This is a genomic window from Escherichia sp. WS1451 (assembly GCF_046487365.1).
GTDB classification, from domain to species: domain Bacteria; phylum Pseudomonadota; class Gammaproteobacteria; order Enterobacterales; family Enterobacteriaceae; genus Escherichia; species Escherichia coli.
In genome coordinates this window covers 32,318-49,893 of the sequence record NZ_JBJQJP010000014.1, presented here as the reverse complement: position 1 = coordinate 49,893, position 17,576 = coordinate 32,318, and the positions used below count along the sequence as shown (strand labels likewise).

Sequence of the window (17,576 nt, the reverse complement as noted above, 5' to 3'; positions counted from 1 at the left end):
ATTATTTTCTGATTAGACTTGGTCTGGTTGTAACCCGGGCCTCGCGTTCCTTGAACAATTTATCCCGGACTATGTAAAGCTCTGTTTCTTCTCCCGGTTGCAGGTATGCTTTATCAAATAAAGCACTTGCAATAACGCCTTCTGCCATACACTGCTGATCAGCAACGATTTGACCGTATGGTTTATCGTTTTTCACAAGAATTACATCAATAAGTTCACGTGAGCCAACCAGTCTCTGACCGAGCTTTGCATACATATTAAAGTTACATGGGGACTGCTCTGACGCAGGAATACGAGAAAGTCGGTCCTGTTGTAAACTGAATCCTGAAGGGACCTCACCAAGAGCCACAGGAGTCAATAAATCAATGATTCTTTGTTTATGATCGTCTTGTTTTGGATCCGATGGAGCCAGTTCTTCTGACTGGGAGCGGGCCAACATTTCCTCATAGTTTTGCTTATCCAATGAGGTTTCACGTTTGGCTTGCATAGATGGGCTTAAAGATGTAGTAACTGAAATCATCGCACCGGGAACATCAAGCGGTACCAGGGTCAGGTTATAGGTCGATTCAGGTACCTGATCTTCCGACAACATAATCCCGATTGGTTTATCGGTATTAGTTGAAATAAAGACATCGCCACCATTAACAAATATGCTTGCCTCTTCAGCAGGGGTAGAAGTGCTGACAGAAGCATTCTTGAAGCTGGTCGATATTCTGTTTTGAAGTCCTCGTGAAACTGGCAGTACCACATTCCCACCAGGCGGCACATTTACACGCTGAACTTCTTTATATCGGTTACGAGCTTCGACATAAAGTTCATCGGCTTTTGACGTGGCGGTCGCATTGGTTGCATTCTGCTGGGAAGAGGTACCTGTTGGTCTCCCATAGCTATCAATTGCACCAGAGCGGGTCTGTGCGTCAAATCCGGGGAGACTAGGATTATTTGATAATGCTCCAGTAATAGCGCTTACCGCAGGCGAAGCATTGCTGGCTGGGGAAAGTTGCACGGTAGGGAGATCAGTTGTAGGTTTTTGTCCCTGCGCATTACCGGCTTCACTAAGGTTTGTTTGTGCACCTGACTGTTCAGAACCAGCTTGACCCGGAATAATGGCTTTTGCAGCTCCATTCTGAAATCCGTCAGCACCAACTGGCATTACAACCGGGTTATTAATTGTTGCTGGCAATTGGTATTCTTCAGCGATTACGCAGTTCGAAGTCGTGAGCATGATCAATGCGGTAATTGCGTTGAACCCTAAGCCCTTTTTTTTAATCATCACTTGTTACCTGTAGACGGTGGCGGATTATCCAGCGTTGCCAGTTGCTCTTTGCCGTTTATCGTAATTTTTTTAATATTCGGTGTTCCGGAATATTGATTTACATATGCAATTCTTGGGCGACCATTTTTCATCCCGAGAACCCATTCATAAGTCCATTTCGATGATTCAGTTTTGTCCGGAACATTTACAAGTCGAGTCGTTTTGGTACCCCAGACATAGACCATGTCATTTTTTGGATCAAAGTAAATATCATTAGGCTTAAAGGTCTGCTCAACACCACGAGCCTGCATGATATTTATCTGCTCCTGTAAAGACTCACTCGTTTTAGCCTGTAGTTCAGGTGAAAGGGCATCGAGGACATAGGCCGTCACAAAGGAAATATTAGTTGGATTAATATTCCCTAAAAGGGTACTAAAAAAGAGAGCCCATTGTGTTTTATAAGATTCCGATGCTTTGTTACCAACAACCGTGATCTCTTCATTCATGTTTGGAGGGGTAACAATCGTCACTGGGTCAGTGAAAAAAAGAATCTTTGCAACCAATAACCCAATGACGGCTATTGAAACAGTATTAATGCGGATAAGTTTTGTATCACGATTAATCAGGGCGCTGTATGTAATTCCAGCACCTGACGCTTCAGCTTGTGGGCTAAATCGTTTTTTAATGTCCAAAAAACGTCCCTTAGCACTTTCATCTTTCTTTACGTATGACTGTTCAAGATCACCGTTTTCATCCTTTTTAGATTTTTTGAAAAAAGGGATGTTAATGCCACTTAGCATTTTCATTCATAGCTCCATCAAGAATACAAATCTCTGATAAATGGATCGTTGAAATAACGGCTACTAAAAACTGCTTTACCTGGCAAAAAACCGAGCCACCAGAGTCTGTGTTTTAGCAATCCTCTTATTCCTGACTCAGCTGCTTTGTTATACGCAATCCAATATACAACCGCTACTACAACAGAAAACCCGAAGCATTCGAAGATATTCCCAAATGCAACCAGAATGAATGCAAGCCCTATTTTTTTTGCATCCCAAAACAAAATCAGTAGAGGCATGTTGATCCTGAAAGGGAATCTATAGGTATGCTGAGGAACGTCGTTCTGCTTACTCATTAAAAATCCAGAGAGGGGGATGAACCCCCTCATGCATGATTAACAATAAATTACAGCGGTACGCCAGCATCCATAAAGGTGCTGATAATTTTCTCGCCGTTGGCCATTACCAGCATCATGAATAATGAAACCAGTGCCAGGCCCGGGTTAGGCTTAAGGACAGAGAAATATACGCTTGAGATCAACATCGCGGCTGCCAGAATTTTGCCCGGAGCTCCAGTCATACTTTCACTCATGTATGACCAAATATCTCCCAGTGCCCCATCATCTGAACCCGCATATGCCAGACCGCAAAAAAGCACGGTCAGCAGAACAAACAAAATCACTTTTGCGCTTTTTGTTTTAAAAAGTGCAGCCGTGTTAGATTTCTTTTCACTAAGGCCAATATTTAAAGAAAGTTCCATAATTACTCCGTGTAGATTTGAGTTCACGTAAACGCGAATGAATAATACTTTTTTATTCCGATCCTTCCGTTCGCATAAACCCCCTTTTTTTAACGTTTAGCGATTGGTGAATTTTTAAGCAAAGGGGCCTAAAGCATAATCTTTGAAAAGTACCAGTGAACGCTTAGTAAAAGTTTGAAAGAGGGGAGGGGGTAAGATTACGTTAAGCTCAATCCTGAAGCTGATGAGACTCCTCAAGCATAAAAGTCACTTTTGATGGTTTGAAAAGCTCTAACTAGATATCGGGCAGGTAACTAAGCTTCATATCTAATCTTTTTTGTTCCCTTAATATCTATCTCTTGATTCTGAGAAGGCCGCATATCACTGTGCTCCCTGGTTCGGCAACTATCAGTTGGAGAAACTACATACAATCCTCGGCCGGTGCGTCATTCATCTAAATGCCTTTTACACCTCTGGGCGTGAGTGGGACTTTGTCTTGTCCATATGAACATCATTCATTCGAATGCTTTTGGCCAATGCTATTTAAGCAAATGCTTTCTGGCTGAGTCCTTTTGCGAATGAGTCTTTGATATAACTGCATGAATTTTGGGTTGTTTGGTGTACTAACAAAACAAAGGCATTTCTTTGAATGCCATTGGAGTTGTGATGCTTCTGATATTTTTTTGATCTCATATCAAACACATAGTCCTTCTGATGCCCAATGTCATAGATGTCTTGGACCATTCTCGCTCTTAACAAAGCTGTACTGTGTGTCATTCGACCTAATGCCATTCACCAAAATGCCTTTTTATACCACTGCATAGCTATGCTCGGGATACAGTGGCAAACAAAAGCATTTCAATGAATGATTTTTTGGGATACCGACATCAAAAGCATTTGTATGAATGTAAGAGGCGTAATCCACAAAAGGCATTCACGTGAATAGAGTGCGCACGAAACCATCTTGCTCCACGGCATTTAATGAATGGGCTAGCATGTACGCTTGAGCCAGAAAGGCATACAGATGAATAGTCAGGAGTTCGTTTGAAAAGTTACTTTTTTGCACATTAAGCCGAGATGTAAGACCAGTAGTAAAAGAAGCACTAAGCATAGCACTGATAAATAACTTATTTTTCAGCATGTTATAACCAGTGCATACCTGGTAGCTTTCAACCTTGTTTGGCGAGGGCCAGCTTAGGGCTTCTTTTGAAGATCTGAAATTGTATGTCGCGACCTTTCTTAACTTCTTGATAATCGAGATATCCGATAGATTCAAGTTCCCGCATTGCTTTACGAATTATCTGGTTTTGCGTACGAATAGGGGTTGTAAGAAGCAACCTTTCCCTCAACCGTTTCATATTAACGAACAACGTACCAGCTGGCATTGCTTCAAAATAAATATAGAGAGATTGCGCAGCTTCTTTTTTAGCCAAAATGTATAGAACCTGAAGGCTTAACAATGTCTTATGGTCGTAACGATACAGTTCCCACATAGAAGGATCCCCAACCAACTCAACAGTATCGCTTTTTGGATCAATCATAGCCTTCTGCACCAGATGCGTTACTGTGAACCGACCACTCCGAGAGTCTGAGAAGGCAAGCACTACCGATGCAAGGTTCATTAATGACTCTTTAAAGCGCGCACGAGTTCGTTTGTTGATGTTTGTTGAACTGATACCACACATCTTCGCAAACTCGTTAAAAGTCAGGGTAATCTTCTCGGAAGTAAAACCATATTTACTGAAAGCCATGATGATCCCGAGCCAGCACTTAAAGTCGGTAGACATAGATAGTTTGACACCAGTTATCTTGATGTCGTCATAACCCTCCGATCTTGCAATTTCCATACACGAAAGCTCATCAGAGGCATCAACTTCAAAGTTTCGGTCGCGGTTTTCTTTTGTGCCGACAGGGGTAAATACACTCAATCTCAACAGGGCCACGGGCTGAACCGACTTGGACGAGTTAGGCGTCAGTTGATAAGTCTTACCTGATTCATTACTGGTTACGTCAAAAGGATGGATTAACTCGTTGTTTTTAATCATTAACTTAACTCGTCGGTGATAAGATTTTCATTTGGCAAACTGTTTATAACATATTCTTGCAAATGCTTTTTACGCATTAACCTAAATGCCATAAGCATTCCAGTAAATGCCTTCCTTATTCATTCAAATGCTTTTCGCATGCATCCGAATGCCGGATCCTTTCATAAAGTCACTATAATCAATGAGTTAAAGATGCCGTGATCTTTACTTGAACTCTATTGATCTTTAGTGATCTAAAGAATTGATCTATCCTGTTGAAAACAATGATAAGTCCATATAAAACAAGGAATAGCGCTCCTTTAACAATATCTACAGATCGCAAACGGAAATGAACGAGGGTCTACTATCATTGTTTTATTCAAGACAGTTTTTATTTTAATTTTATTAAGCAAATTTTTTGAGTTTACCTTTTAGATGTATCAGCCCTATTTGGCAAATTTGAGGTTCATGTATCATGTAGTAAACAGGAGGAAGATATGAACAACAGCAAACATACAGTCATTGAAGTGGATACTAATCTAGTTGAAATTGAAAAGGGATTTAATCCCCGAGAGGCGGTAATCGGAGATTTGTGTTACGAACAAGAACCTGTCAAGTCGATGATTGTGTCAATCAAACAAGCCTTTAAGGAAGGAAGGCAGGTTGATATGATCAAGGTCGTAAAAAGAAAAGGTAAATATTTAGTTCGTCAAGGTCATACTCGTTTTCATGGCTTAAAATTAGCAATTTCTGAAGGTGCTAATATTCCAAAATTATCTGTTATCCTAATCGATTATAAAAACGAAATTGAAGAATACCTTGAGAACCTCGATGGTAACAGAAGCAATGGGCTAAATCCGGTTGGGCAAGCTCATGCATTAGCTCATGCTGTTAGTCTCGGGTATTCGGTTGAAGAACTAGCAATGCGATATCAACGATCAACTACCGCAATTCGTAATATGCTAAAAATCCTTGATATGCCATTAGAGCTTCAACGTTTGATTAGCCTAAATCTAATCAAAAAAACGCTCGCCATTGAAATAATGTTAAAATATTCCAACGATCACAAAATGGTTTTAAAACATATAGAAGGTTTCTTACCTGGCGTTAAGAATATTGAGACTACAACGAGCAAAATTGTAGGCATACCTGAACACAATGCAGCTGGAGCAGGACCAGACACCTTAAATAAAGGCGGACCAGAAAAGAAAAATTCGGCAGTCACTCGTAAGACTTTGGGTATTAAGCGCCTCTCGCATAAGAAAACAGAACGGCTAAAATCTGAATTTCTTGAGCTTGTGGAAAGTACACATACGGAATCTATAACGAATACTCAAACAGAACTAAAATTTGGTAGAGATAGTGCACACTTGTTCAAAAATGTTAATAGTAATAATGTAATATTTTCCAATGATGGTGTTCAAATAATCTTGAATGATGAAAAGCTAAATATTTTATTGTCTTTACTTAACGACGAAAATACAGCAATCATTGTTTCTAAACCAAAATTAGAAGAGCTTCTGGAAATTCGAGATCTCCTTAAGGAATATTAAAAACGAGGATTAGTTGAGTGATTAAACCTATAAAGCTGACTCTTATCGATAATTATAGTGATTTGCTTCTAACTCATGAAGTCCTTAAACGCAACATGGAAGAGTTAGAACACGGTAAACGTTTTGATCAATTTCCTGAAGGGCATGACCACTATGAAAAAACTGTGAAAGAAGCTGTAGCAATCGTAGAGGCACGTTTGGAGGTGTTTCGAAAATGAAATCTCTTTTCTTTACTCTTGATGGTCATATGGTACCAGCCTCAGTGAATGTATCACTTAACGGAGATGGAAATTATTATGCACCTATCGAAAGAGAATGTAACGAATGTGCGGGCACAGGCCACAAAGGGGCTGATTTATGTGAAAAGTGTCATGGGGTACAAACAGTTGGACCCATTATTGAAAAATTAGTGGCACTAGAGCCAATTACCTTTCTCGATAACATTCCGGAACTGCGTGTTAACCCAACACTCGAAGCATGGAAATCCAGAAACCACGTCCTTATTGAGAAAGCAAAAAAGGCTAACACTAAGTTTTCTAATAGTATATTGGCGCAATTAGACAATAACCGTTTCTTGACAGAACGCCAGCTGGATTGTTTCTTTACAACTTTTGATGTGATGTTGTCTGAAACTCCGGAAAATGAACAAGAAATTTTAAAACATAGCTACAATATCGGCCAGGTCATAAGCATTGAACTAACATTTACTGAAGTCAGGGCCGCGTACGCAAAAAGTAAAGGGAGTTATTTTTTTACATTTACTGGTAAAGTTAGAAATGACGGGATCGCTTTAACGGCCGATAAACAGGATCACATTTTATTGGGTGAACGTTATCATTTGACTGGAAAAGTCAGAAAATTCTATGAATTTGATTCGAAAAATTATGCTGCAATAACAGTTTTTAAGTTAAATAAACTCCAAGACAGTTAAATGTTTTTGCTGCTTAAATATAGAGCCAAGACTTTAACTGTCGTTAGGACTCACTCACGTAATATTGTTGCTTACGCAATGGGTTTTATCCCTCATAAAGATCTGCGAGTATAAATCTTTTACATTTAAATTCCCCTCTATCAGAACCTTTTCTATTGTAAAAAAATGATAATCTTATTAATTATAATTTTAATTTTTTGTATACCAATACCATACAGTTAAGGCTAAAAGGTGATGATGGAGATGGACTTTAAAATGCACAATGATCTGGGTCTCGGTTTCATTTGTAAAAATGCAAGAACATCGTCAAAGCCAACGTTAAGAAAAGTTACTTTTCCGGTAAGCGCATATGAAACGTCTAAGCTTTCTTTAACCGGTTTTCAATGCCCCACAGCCTGCCGTTTTCCTTTTTTTGTGCTATGCATGATAATCCATAACCATCTTTCGTCTGCATGCCCTATCACCCAAAATGAATGTTCAAATCATATCTCGCAATTTTCTATCGACATTAAAGTACAAGATTGGCTTAGCCGTTCAAGAGTAGCGTTTATTGATTTCCATAATCTTAGAAATACAGATAAAACCACTTTAATAACAGTGAACCATCTTGAAGCTTTACTTACTGTTATGTCGACTACTCTTGTCGCTTATGTTCCATATTCAAAAAAGAGACTAAACTTTAGCTTTCTAAACTCATTCACTTTGTCTAAAACTTCTCAAAGTTACACATTAACTTTCCCGGTAGTTCTCAGTCCGCTTTTAGATGCTCTTGGCGACTTCATTCAGGAATGCATAACCGAAAAATTGTTAAAACGACGAAATTCGAATTTCATGGTTTACGAGTATCTTAAACGTTCAGGCCAGAGCTCTCATAAAGTGGAGGACATTAATAACGACTTACAGCTTAAAAGTCTAAATATAAGACTTATGAGCGTCCTTACTGGCCTTTCTCAGCAAGGACTCATTTCATTTATTTGCGAAGGAAAGAGGGGCGACCGGAGAATAGAAGAGCTTCAGTTTATACCTTATGTTCAACGAACTTACCCTGAGGTATTAACTTTTGAGGAATGGATTAGCCTAGTTGATTAGAATTTACTCTATTTCAGCACGGCCAGTATTTCTGTTTCCGTTTTCCGTGTATTCGGCTTACTTCCTACGGATCGGTAAGCGCTGAGTCTGTGTATGACGAATCCACGCTCTTCATAGAGGCCCAAAGTGAATGATGTCAGGCTATTTGATATCGCAACAGCAGCGCCTTTTCTGTGAGCGTCAACGAGCATATTTGCTAACAGCACGTGGTCGCTTTGGCTGAACGGTTTACCATCGTAACTGACAAAACTAGTTTTGCTTGTTTTGTCATATGGCGGATCACAGTAAATCTGATCTCCTTCACCGGTTGCGGCCAGAGTCTCCTCAAAACCAGCGGTGATCAGTTCAATACCTGAAAGACGAAATGAAAGGTAGTCTATTTTATTGAGGTCAAGCTTCAGTTCTGTATGTTTCCCCCACGGCACTGAATAGATTCTTTCTGAGTTATAGCGGCACATACCGTTATAGCCCAGGCGATTCAGGGAGTAAAACAAAGCCGCTCTTTGAAGCGATTGACCAGAAATACAGGTTTTGTTGAAACGGTCCCTCATCTCATAGTAGTCCTTTTCGACAAAGGTTTTATCCGCCAAGTTTTGGACCTGATTTATAAAGTTAGTTTTCTGTCTTTGAATAGTCCTGTATAGGTTGATCAAGTCTGGATTGCTATCTGCAAGCAATGCATTTTGTGCAAACATGTTCAGAAAAACGGCACCACCGCCTATAAAGGGTTCTACCCACCGGCAACTATGATCGTGTGGGTAGTGATGGCTGATGAAAGGCATCAGTTTCGTTTTTCCACCAGCCCATTTGATTATCGGCATGTGTCTGAGATGTCGAGTCAAAGTGTCTATACCTGAGAGAGAAATTTAGGTGCTGGTATCGTACCTAACCACGGGCTTTAACTAATAACTTAGGGAGCAAAAAAAAGTTGTTTAAGACGCACAGTTTTGACTTTCAGCATTTCGGATTTATAAGATTTTTCCTCACTTATACCTGAACTTTATGTTTTGGATTTATGTATTTGTTTATGAAGCGATTTTTATGCCATCACAAGTAATGGGGAGCCACCTTTTTTTGTAAAAAATCAGAATAGGCTCAAAAAGTACCTTTTTTGCGAAAAATTATGAATTTTTTTTTCGGTAGTATCCCCGCTACGCAGAAAGTAAGCAGAAAAATGTAACGGAGCCCCTATGAGTGTTTTACTGACAGAACCTACACAGCAAGCTAATGACAAGGTCTTTAAAACGGCCCATGTTGCCTTTTCAGTAGTTACTGGCACAGGCCGTTACGTCACTGGGCTTAAACAGTTCCGTGATGCAAACCCTGAACTTTGTACTGAAGTAAGTGACCAGAAAGCATGGGCTATCCACCCTTCAGTAATTCAGGTCACGCCAGGCTTCAACTCCCGCGAAATGGGAATGGGTGACGATTACTATAAGCTCCCTGAGGTTGAAGAACACATCTACAACATCAAGAATGCCTACATTCGAGGTGACTATGTAGACCCTATCCGAGTACGTGTCATTGATGGGGTACCTTTTGTTCGCCAGGGGCACTGCCGTTTAAAAGCCGCAATGATGGCATGTGATGAAGATCATGACATCACAATCCTTTGCGTTGAGATTAAAGAAGATGAAATTGGCTGTGAGCTCGCGACCATTGATGGTAACCGTGGTCTTGCGCTTTCTCCTGTTGCGCTTGGCGAGTCCTATCGTCGCCTACATTCTCTTGCTGGCTGGTCACTCGAACGAATTGCTCAACGTGAAAATAAAAGCCCGACGACCATCAGTTCTCTTATCCGCCTGACAACCTGTTCTGTTGTTATCAAGAAATGGATTCATGCTGACGCTATTTCGTATGTTAACGTGCTTTCACTGATCGATGAGCTCGGCGAAACAGAAGCAATTTCACGTATCAAGAAGATGATCGCAGAACTTGAGCAGGCCGATGCGAATGGCATCACGGTGAAAAAAACCCAACATGGTCAGGTACGAGTCAGACCTTCAGACTTCAAGCCAGCACGGATTCCGCCGGTTATTGCCACAAAAGCCGTAGAAGGCGTCAAACTCATCACCACCAGCTTATTACAGAAACTGGGGGATATTGAATTGCCGGAGCTGACAGATTCAAGTGCTGACGAAGAAATCAACATTACGTTGAACCGCAGTACTCTGGAGATGTTGAGAAATCTTTCAAAAGAGATCACAGAATCAGAGAACAAGCAGCTTCGCCGTGCGGAGAATCGTCAGGCAAAACTTAATGGTGAGAAGCCAAAATACCCACGTAAAAAAAATGCTAAGAAGGCAGGGGAAGAGACCGATCAGGATACTGACCCACAGCCGGACGCAGAATAATTTACTTTTGGCAAAGTGCTGGTTTTGTCAGAGTCATTAAGGATTCAGGCTTTTTGCCCGCCTTTTTTAAACCTCCATGTATCGTTCTTGCCCCGTTTATGCGGGGCTTTTTTTTTGCTTCTTTCTATGAGTTGACATCTTTAAGTTTTATTCAGAGACATAAAAAACTTTTTCGTGTCACTGAACCTATTAGGTTACTGAGCGACGTTGCTATCCTGGTAAAAGTTTTTTCTAAAGGACCGGTAAAATGTCATCTCTTGATTCTGAAGCTAAACCCGATAATGCAGGTCACAGCGTACTGGCTTTAACAACCTCTCATAGCCTGGTGGTTAGCTCTCCTGAAACATTTCTTCCAGATATGCGCAAAGAGCTCGGCATTATCGCGGATCTTGTTGAGTCCTATAATGATGAACTCTGCTTGTTGAAACTCATGGCTGTCCAGTTCAAAACCCACAATCACCAGAAACTTTATTCTTATCTCTCAGGCTACAACCACAGCATCTCAGAAGCGGATGCTTTGTTCGCAGAAAACGCTCTGAGATCAGAATACTGGAAATGCGTTATGGCACTCACTGATGTTTTGCCTATCATGTCGGATGCCAAACGTAACGAATGGGATAAGCAGTTTACGGCCGACCGTTATATTATGCCGCCTCAGGTGATCCCTGATTTCACAGCTGACGCTGTAGTGGGCACAGTCGTTGCTTTGCTTAATGACCGCAATCAATTTATTAAAGAAAGGGTTTACGACGTCTTCCAGTCTCTGAGCCGCAGTCACAAGACAAACAAAGCTTTTGGGTTCTCCACCCGCATGATCACTACCGGAGTTTGCGAGCCGTCTAAATACCCCTGGCAGAAATTAAGGGTGGATTTTAAAGAGTCTGGCATTTCACCGCTGAGCGAGCTCCGCGTTATATGCGCATTCTTCCGTGGCGAACAGGTGAAGGCGATCCATAACACCAAATCATTGGTTGAGGCGTTGGTCGAACATGAGGGGTTCAGAAAATGGATCTGCATCGATGGCAACAGTATTCGTTTCAGGGTTTACAAAAATGGATCAATGCATATTGACGTCCACCCTGATATCGCCGAGCGGCTTAACAATATTTTATCAGCTATCGTACCGCTGGCATTACCTGCCGACCGTATGGCTCATAGCAAGAAATCTTTGGAGGCATTCCCTGTACTTAAGCAGTGCATCGACTTTGATACCCGGATGCAGCTTTCTGAACTGATGTTTAAAAATGACGGGGACAATAAATGGAGTTGCTGGACATCTTTAGGGTCTCTCGCCGAACGCAAATCTTCGAGTGTTGCCGCTGACACCCTTCGGTTCTTAGGGGCAACAGTAACAAAATACGATGTGACATTTTCCTATGATCCGTGTGAGGTTATTCGTTACATCGGCCAGATAGGGGAGATGCCTGATATTGTATCGCATCAGTTTTACCCTTCATCTTGCCGAATCAGCGAATATGTATCTTCCCTGCTTGGTGCAGGGGAAGGGGATACCCTCCTGGAGCCTAATATTGGCCATGCGGATTTGCTTAAATCATTCCCTGCCGGTGTGATCGTTACTGGCATCGAGCTTGATACTTTGAATTGCCTTATCTCCCGGGCTAAGGGATACGATACGACAGAAGCTGACTTCCTCACATGGTCTAAGTCTAATCAACAGAAGAAGTTTGATTATGTCGTGATGAACCCACCTTTTGCCGATAACCGGGCCAGGCTGCATCTCCAGGCAGCTGCATCTCATCTCGCAGCCGGGGGATCTCTAGCAGCCGTTCTTCCATTATCTCTTCAGGGGCTCGATAACCTTTTGGGGGAAGAATTCCGGACGGAATGGATGGACGTTTTTGAGAACGAGTTTGAAAACACGACCGTTTCGGTTCGCATCCTGTACGCCGAACGTATTCAACAAGAGGAAGTCCTATGAGCAACCAACCCACCAGCCTGCCAGAAGAAGATATTGAGTTTGTTATGGATACCTTTCAGAGGAGCATGGGTAAATCCAAGCCTGTCAGGGATACTCAACTAGAGGGTGAGAAACCGCAAAGTAAAGAGTCCGCAAACTCAACTGAAAACCCCGGTTATGAAGAATTCTATTAATTACGCTCATGATATCCTGGTGCAGTTATTTAGAATGATATTTGAGGGATGGGGGACATTGTGATTAAAAGGCGTAACATTCGACGATCAGTTTATGGATTGCTTATTGTTCTTATCGCCGGAAATGTGTGGTTAGGCCTTAGAGCTGATAAAATTCATAAAGTGCGTTATCAGGATTTCTGGTCACCGGCAACTGTGATTAAAGCAACTGTAATGCCTTCAACGAATGAAACCCAGCTCAGTGGTAAAATCCCTAAATCGGTAAGAGTTTCAAACAATTATGTTGAGTACTCGTTACCGGGCACACTCTCGGCCAAGACCATTTACCGAAGCGTGTTAGAAGATGAGATGCTCACTTTGCTTAATGCTGGAGGTCAACTTGAAGTTAAATACACTCTGGACAAGCAGACAAATCGAACTAAGGTATGCACTAAGTGCTTACGGGTGATTAAAGATATTAACCATCAATATTCAGCCACTGAGGTAAAGCATGGGCAGTCCAAAATTTGAAATTGCTGAGCAAATTAAAATGTGGATCGTTGTTTATCTAGTTTGCTTTTTAGCACTTTACTGTGTGTTAAGCGCTCTACATGCGCTTTATGATCCGCTAAATTTACCAGCCCTGACGTGGCCTATCAGCTGGTTCCTGGTGCCTGAAATGACAAGTTTTGGCAGTGCATTATTAGCTTTTGTCCTAACGCCAGGCCTTTGCTCTATAATTGCTGTTTTATTCGGTAAGTCTATCTTTAAAAAAGCTAAAACAAAAATATAGAGTTAATTAGATTGGTGGCTCAGGTTTATAAAACCTCTCACTAGTGAGGTTTATTTTTTATTTTTGGCTGAGATTAACAGCGTTTTCCATAAATGTATCAATAACAACCGTAAGAGACTGGCTGGTACCATGGCTATACTCAGGCCAGGGTAAAAAAGGATATGAAGAATACGCCATCAACATGATACTGGTTGGGCAACGCCAGTCCGTTGGAACACCTTTACTGTAATGGACAATCATAGCCGGGCGACTACAATCAATATCTCCAGCGTTTTTATCGAGTACGAAAGTAGCCAGAACGCCGGTGTCCTTCTGGGATACGAAAACAAGGCTGTCAGTAAAAATAAAGGCCATTAAGGAAGAGGCCAGGAAAGCGCCAGTAAATAAGGACTTCTTCTCTTTCCAAACGCGTCGAGCATATAACCCCATTAGCGCTACCGCTGAAACCATTCCGTACCACTGAGCACCCAAAGAAAAATCTGTTACTGTTTTAGATGTCATACTTTCATTAATAGTAATCATTGCGACAATGAATGGTGATGCGATTCCAAGTGTTGCTAGGACTATCAGCGATATTTCAGACCGGTTTTCTTTAGCGGATCCTTTACTTATTGCAGACATTGCTCTGAACATAACGAATGTACTGTTGAGCATCAGAAAACAGCATAAGAGCATGTATAACATTGGGTTTCCTCAACCTAGAAGTGATGGTTTCCCTGTTATTTTACATAAATTTGACTCAACAGATGCTTTTAAAATCTCGCTTCCTTGAATTTACAAACATATCAGCACAATTGGCAAACATAAAGGAGCAGCGTCTATCAAAAGTTACTTTTATGATTGGTTGAATACTCATTTTGAAGGCTAAAATCCAAAAAAGTGGATACAAAAAGTTACTTTTGCGTCATCCAGATGCACTGCCGCCATTTTGCATTCTGTACGTTGGTTGCTTTCTCACTTGATGTCTCTTTTAACAGGCAAATTATCACTTTATCCGACCGGACCTTGTAGGCTGAATCCGTAGAATAAGGCTATAACCTATTCCCGGAGCATCATATGCGTAAAACTCTAATTGGCTGCATGGTTGCAACTGCCCTTGCTACTGTATCTTCGGCACATGCTCAGGTATTTAGCTACTCATTTACAGATACCAATAAGGCTGTTCGGAATATCAAACCTGCAACACAAACATATCTTAATCCCGCTGGTGTTTTGACTCTGAACTTGATATCGGGTCTTGATCGGTACGAGCGAGTGACGGTCACACGAGACAGCGATAAAAAGGTTATGTATTCCTCCGTCTCGACCAAAACGAGCGTTGCAGATCGTATCGTTGCTGCCGATGGAACAGAATACTATGGAAAGGATATGGTTCTACCGGCGCTCGGAGAAGGGACCTTTACTGTAGTCAATGAAACTCTGGATATTCGCCAGACTGTAGTGAGCACATCTACTTATCATTTCATCGTTGATACAACTCCTCCACGCTATAAGAGTATTTATCCGAGTCAAAACGCAGGTTACGACATGGTACTTTCTGGGCCACTTTGGGAGTTGGGCCGAGGCGGTAGTGGCCAGTTTTCTATATTTGCAGACGGTATTGAGGATGCTAGTGGAATTGACAAGATCCGTCTTGTCATTAAACGAAGTAATGGTTCTGTGGTCTCCGACAATAACCTGAGTTATGACACAGCCAATAAACGTGCGTTCTATCCGTGGATTAAAGATATGAACACCCAGGCTGGCATGCCCTCAAGTGATCTTGATGAAGAATTCACCTTCAATTTCATCGTTACGGACCTGGCAGGAAATACGCTTAACATTCCTCCCCAGCGGTTTTTATATGACGATCAAATGGGAGAATTTACGCCATTTGCAGTTCATGACTCACGTGTAAGCACCAGTGTTGTACCCGGCATTTCTTCGGGATACGTCCCGTTTAAACGAGGCCTTACAGTGCTGGAAAACCCCTACAAGTTGGTTATACGTATCCCAAGAACTAACTGGAAGCCATATCGAAATGGTGGCATGAGCATTACCAATAACTATGGCGGAGTACAGGTCCTTTCCGAAGATGCCACCTATGTCTACGTGGAAGTTAAGCTGCCACAGGGTGCCTTAGATGGAAACTACTATAGACCTGTGAATACATATCAATGGTCTGGAGGAGATCTTGGTCAGTATGCCAGCTGGCTCAACTGGGATCCTGCCTCTGTAAAGAGTCCGGCTTGGGGAAGTTCACCCATAGAACGACAAAAGGCTGATGGAACATGGTTCAACAGCGTAAACTGGAACCTGTTCAAGGCATCTGATATGCCTATAAAACTTACTAATATCCGATTCAATGTACAGGCCAGGCCATATGATCAAAAAATCACTGGCGGAGCAACATGCAGTATTCCAGCTGGCTCAACAACCTGTACCGTCTCTTTGCCCCAGGATATTATAAATGGCACTACCGGTTATCTTCATAGTGGCTATGAAGTAAGGTCAACCACCGAAGCAACCTTCTTTGCCCCTATATGGGAGAATATAGCCTGGCATACACTGGGTCCCTCCGTCACTGGATTTGATTACAATGAAACCACCAACATTCTCCAGGTTTACGTGAATCAACCTGGAGATGGTTCATATTTCGACCATGTTTATGTAAATCGAGTTTGGTTGTCAGATAAAAACCGTAACAACGCAGAAATAAGCGTAACCGGCAAACAAACAGGTAGAAATATGGCGTCTGGGAACTACACGTATGAGTTCAACATGAAAGAGGTACCAGAAGGCAGTTATAACGTGGTGATTAATGCCCAAGATACATTCAACAATACCGGTAACCTCCCTTATCAAACAGTTGTCGTTGATAATACAGCACCATCTGTAAGTATTAGCTACGAAGGAAAACCGATCAGCAAAAACGTAACAGTATATGGGCTGGAGAACGTCCGTATACAGCTCACCGATGCTCTAACTAAACCATCCTTAAGCCGTATGACTCTTCGCGGTGGCCCTGTTTCTGATGCGGTGGAATTGTCTTGGGTGAATCTGGGAAACAACCTGTATGCACCTAATTATCCCAAGATCTTTCCGTCTCTTAATGAAGGCGAAACATACACTCTCACAGTTCAGGCCAAAGATGAGATGAACAACGTTAAAGAAAGCTCAGTCGAATTTAACTACCTTCCAAACAATCTCGTCAGGCTAGAGAATCTGAAAACCTTAGCTGTCAATGCTTCTCTCAAAACATCTGACAATACTGCTCTGGCTGTTCTGTATGCCAGCCAGCTGCGTAAAAAGGATGGTTCAATCGCTACAGGGCTTCAGGACGCAGTGCTTACTGTCCGTAAGGACGCTGCATTCGGCGTGACTGTAAATGGCGTTTCTGCGATGCCAGGTGAAAGCAAAGAGCTTCAACTGGATTTGGGGCTCGGGGACAGCCGTAGCTTTCCTATTTTCCCTGCTGTATCCGGCCTTACTGGCAGATCTGAGTTCATGATTAACATTGAAGAATTAAAATAAAGCAGGGCTGTTTTGCTGAAGCACAACGGCCGCCTTCTGATGCGCCGTAGCCCATGTTGTTGCAAATCAGTCCGACGTTCATTGCGTAAGTAACGCTTACTGCGGACCATGGTAGTGATTAGACTCACTACCATGGTCATTTCACCACATATCTTCTCTGCATTGCTCTTGTTGGGCAGACTAGTAACTCGTCACTAAATTGCAGCTTTTGTCTTGCTAAGTCGCTGGTATAACTGCACTACGAAATCGTCAAAAGATTTTATCCCTCATGTAGATCCAATAAATGATCCCAAAGGTGCCAGAGAGTACAAAGAAGATCCCGGTACGCTGTAGGCCGCATGGTTACTGGGCTGGAGCATTGTCACTGACAACAGTAGCGACATAAGTGACAACGGGAGTGACTTAAAAGACAATGGTAGAGACTATTTCGACGTTGGTAATGATTTTAAGTGACA

Annotated in this window: 17 protein-coding genes; 10 read left to right on the top strand and 7 right to left on the bottom strand. The window is 41.9% G+C overall.

The annotated features are described in order from the left end of the window. Window position 1: 1 nt before the first annotated feature. From ACJHX7_RS17525 to ACJHX7_RS17505, 5 genes are all read right to left on the bottom strand, one after another. Window positions 2-1,273, bottom strand: a complete 1,272-nt coding sequence (locus ACJHX7_RS17525) for a type-F conjugative transfer system secretin TraK (protein ID WP_000592090.1) — start codon at window positions 1,271-1,273, stop codon at window positions 2-4. Then, a complete protein-coding gene (locus tag ACJHX7_RS17520; protein ID WP_000783153.1) occupies window positions 1,273-2,061 on the bottom strand; it encodes a TraE/TraK family type IV conjugative transfer system protein in 789 nt (262 codons plus the stop codon). Before ACJHX7_RS17520 ends, ACJHX7_RS17525 begins: the two co-directional genes overlap by 1 nt. 11 nt (window positions 2,062-2,072) lie before the next feature. Beyond that, window positions 2,073-2,423 carry a type IV conjugative transfer system protein TraL gene (locus tag ACJHX7_RS17515; protein WP_024152015.1) on the bottom strand — a complete coding sequence of 117 codons (351 nt, stop codon included), beginning with the start codon at window positions 2,421-2,423 and terminating at the stop codon, window positions 2,073-2,075. A gap of 17 nt (window positions 2,424-2,440) precedes the next feature. Continuing rightward, complete coding sequence (locus tag ACJHX7_RS17510) at window positions 2,441-2,794, bottom strand: hypothetical protein (protein WP_000423602.1); 354 nt, start codon at window positions 2,792-2,794, stop codon at window positions 2,441-2,443. Window positions 2,795-3,942: 1,148 nt separating this feature from the next. After that, on the bottom strand, window positions 3,943-4,818 hold the full coding sequence (locus ACJHX7_RS17505) for a RepB family plasmid replication initiator protein (protein ID WP_000594612.1): 876 nt from the start codon (window positions 4,816-4,818) through the stop codon (window positions 3,943-3,945). Window positions 4,819-5,294: 476 nt separating this feature from the next. Here ACJHX7_RS17505 and ACJHX7_RS17500 point away from each other — a divergent pair, with 476 nt between their 5' ends. From ACJHX7_RS17500 to ACJHX7_RS17485, 4 genes are all read left to right on the top strand, one after another. Next, window positions 5,295-6,350 carry a hypothetical protein gene (locus tag ACJHX7_RS17500; RefSeq protein WP_001065779.1) on the top strand — a complete coding sequence of 352 codons (1,056 nt, stop codon included), beginning with the start codon at window positions 5,295-5,297 and terminating at the stop codon, window positions 6,348-6,350. A 17-nt stretch (window positions 6,351-6,367) separates the two neighbouring features. Beyond that, on the top strand, window positions 6,368-6,568 hold the full coding sequence (locus ACJHX7_RS17495; protein ID WP_000594931.1) for a hypothetical protein: 201 nt from the start codon (window positions 6,368-6,370) through the stop codon (window positions 6,566-6,568). Continuing rightward, window positions 6,565-7,281, top strand: a complete 717-nt coding sequence (locus tag ACJHX7_RS17490) for a zinc finger-like domain-containing protein (RefSeq protein WP_000838218.1) — start codon at window positions 6,565-6,567, stop codon at window positions 7,279-7,281. Before ACJHX7_RS17495 ends, ACJHX7_RS17490 begins: the two co-directional genes overlap by 4 nt. 234 nt (window positions 7,282-7,515) lie before the next feature. Beyond that, entirely contained in the window at window positions 7,516-8,370 is an 855-nt protein-coding gene (locus ACJHX7_RS17485; RefSeq protein ID WP_000970403.1) for a hypothetical protein, read from the top strand. An 8-nt stretch (window positions 8,371-8,378) separates the two neighbouring features. Here ACJHX7_RS17485 and ACJHX7_RS17480 read toward each other — a convergent pair whose 3' ends face one another. After that, window positions 8,379-9,191 (bottom strand): DNA adenine methylase, encoded by an 813-nt coding sequence (locus tag ACJHX7_RS17480; RefSeq protein WP_001121575.1) that lies wholly within the window; start codon window positions 9,189-9,191, stop codon window positions 8,379-8,381. A gap of 369 nt (window positions 9,192-9,560) precedes the next feature. Between ACJHX7_RS17480 and ACJHX7_RS17475 the strand changes: the two genes are divergently transcribed. The 5 genes from ACJHX7_RS17475 (at window position 9,561) to ACJHX7_RS17455 (ending at window position 13,608) form a co-directional block, all read left to right on the top strand. Further along, complete coding sequence (locus ACJHX7_RS17475; RefSeq protein WP_000114859.1) at window positions 9,561-10,724, top strand: hypothetical protein; 1,164 nt, start codon at window positions 9,561-9,563, stop codon at window positions 10,722-10,724. Between the two features lie 247 nt (window positions 10,725-10,971). Beyond that, window positions 10,972-12,663 (top strand): DUF4942 domain-containing protein, encoded by a 1,692-nt coding sequence (locus ACJHX7_RS17470; RefSeq protein WP_042634269.1) that lies wholly within the window; start codon window positions 10,972-10,974, stop codon window positions 12,661-12,663. Then, complete coding sequence (locus ACJHX7_RS17465; protein WP_000070863.1) at window positions 12,660-12,836, top strand: hypothetical protein; 177 nt, start codon at window positions 12,660-12,662, stop codon at window positions 12,834-12,836. Before ACJHX7_RS17470 ends, ACJHX7_RS17465 begins: the two co-directional genes overlap by 4 nt. A gap of 60 nt (window positions 12,837-12,896) precedes the next feature. Further along, on the top strand, window positions 12,897-13,346 hold the full coding sequence (locus tag ACJHX7_RS17460) for a hypothetical protein (RefSeq protein WP_410231669.1): 450 nt from the start codon (window positions 12,897-12,899) through the stop codon (window positions 13,344-13,346). Further along, complete coding sequence (locus tag ACJHX7_RS17455; protein WP_000535422.1) at window positions 13,327-13,608, top strand: hypothetical protein; 282 nt, start codon at window positions 13,327-13,329, stop codon at window positions 13,606-13,608. The genes ACJHX7_RS17460 and ACJHX7_RS17455 overlap by 20 nt, the downstream gene beginning before the upstream one ends. Window positions 13,609-13,665: 57 nt before the next feature. On the opposite strand, the gene ACJHX7_RS17450 is transcribed toward ACJHX7_RS17455, so the two are convergent. Further along, window positions 13,666-14,292: a hypothetical protein gene (locus tag ACJHX7_RS17450; protein WP_000966519.1), complete on the bottom strand. Its 627-nt coding sequence runs from the start codon at window positions 14,290-14,292 to the stop codon at window positions 13,666-13,668. Between the two features lie 372 nt (window positions 14,293-14,664). On the opposite strand from ACJHX7_RS17450, the gene ACJHX7_RS17445 reads away from it, so the two are divergent. Then, a complete protein-coding gene (locus tag ACJHX7_RS17445; RefSeq protein WP_001572417.1) occupies window positions 14,665-17,121 on the top strand; it encodes an Ig-like domain-containing protein in 2,457 nt (818 codons plus the stop codon). Window positions 17,122-17,576 lie beyond the last annotated feature (455 nt).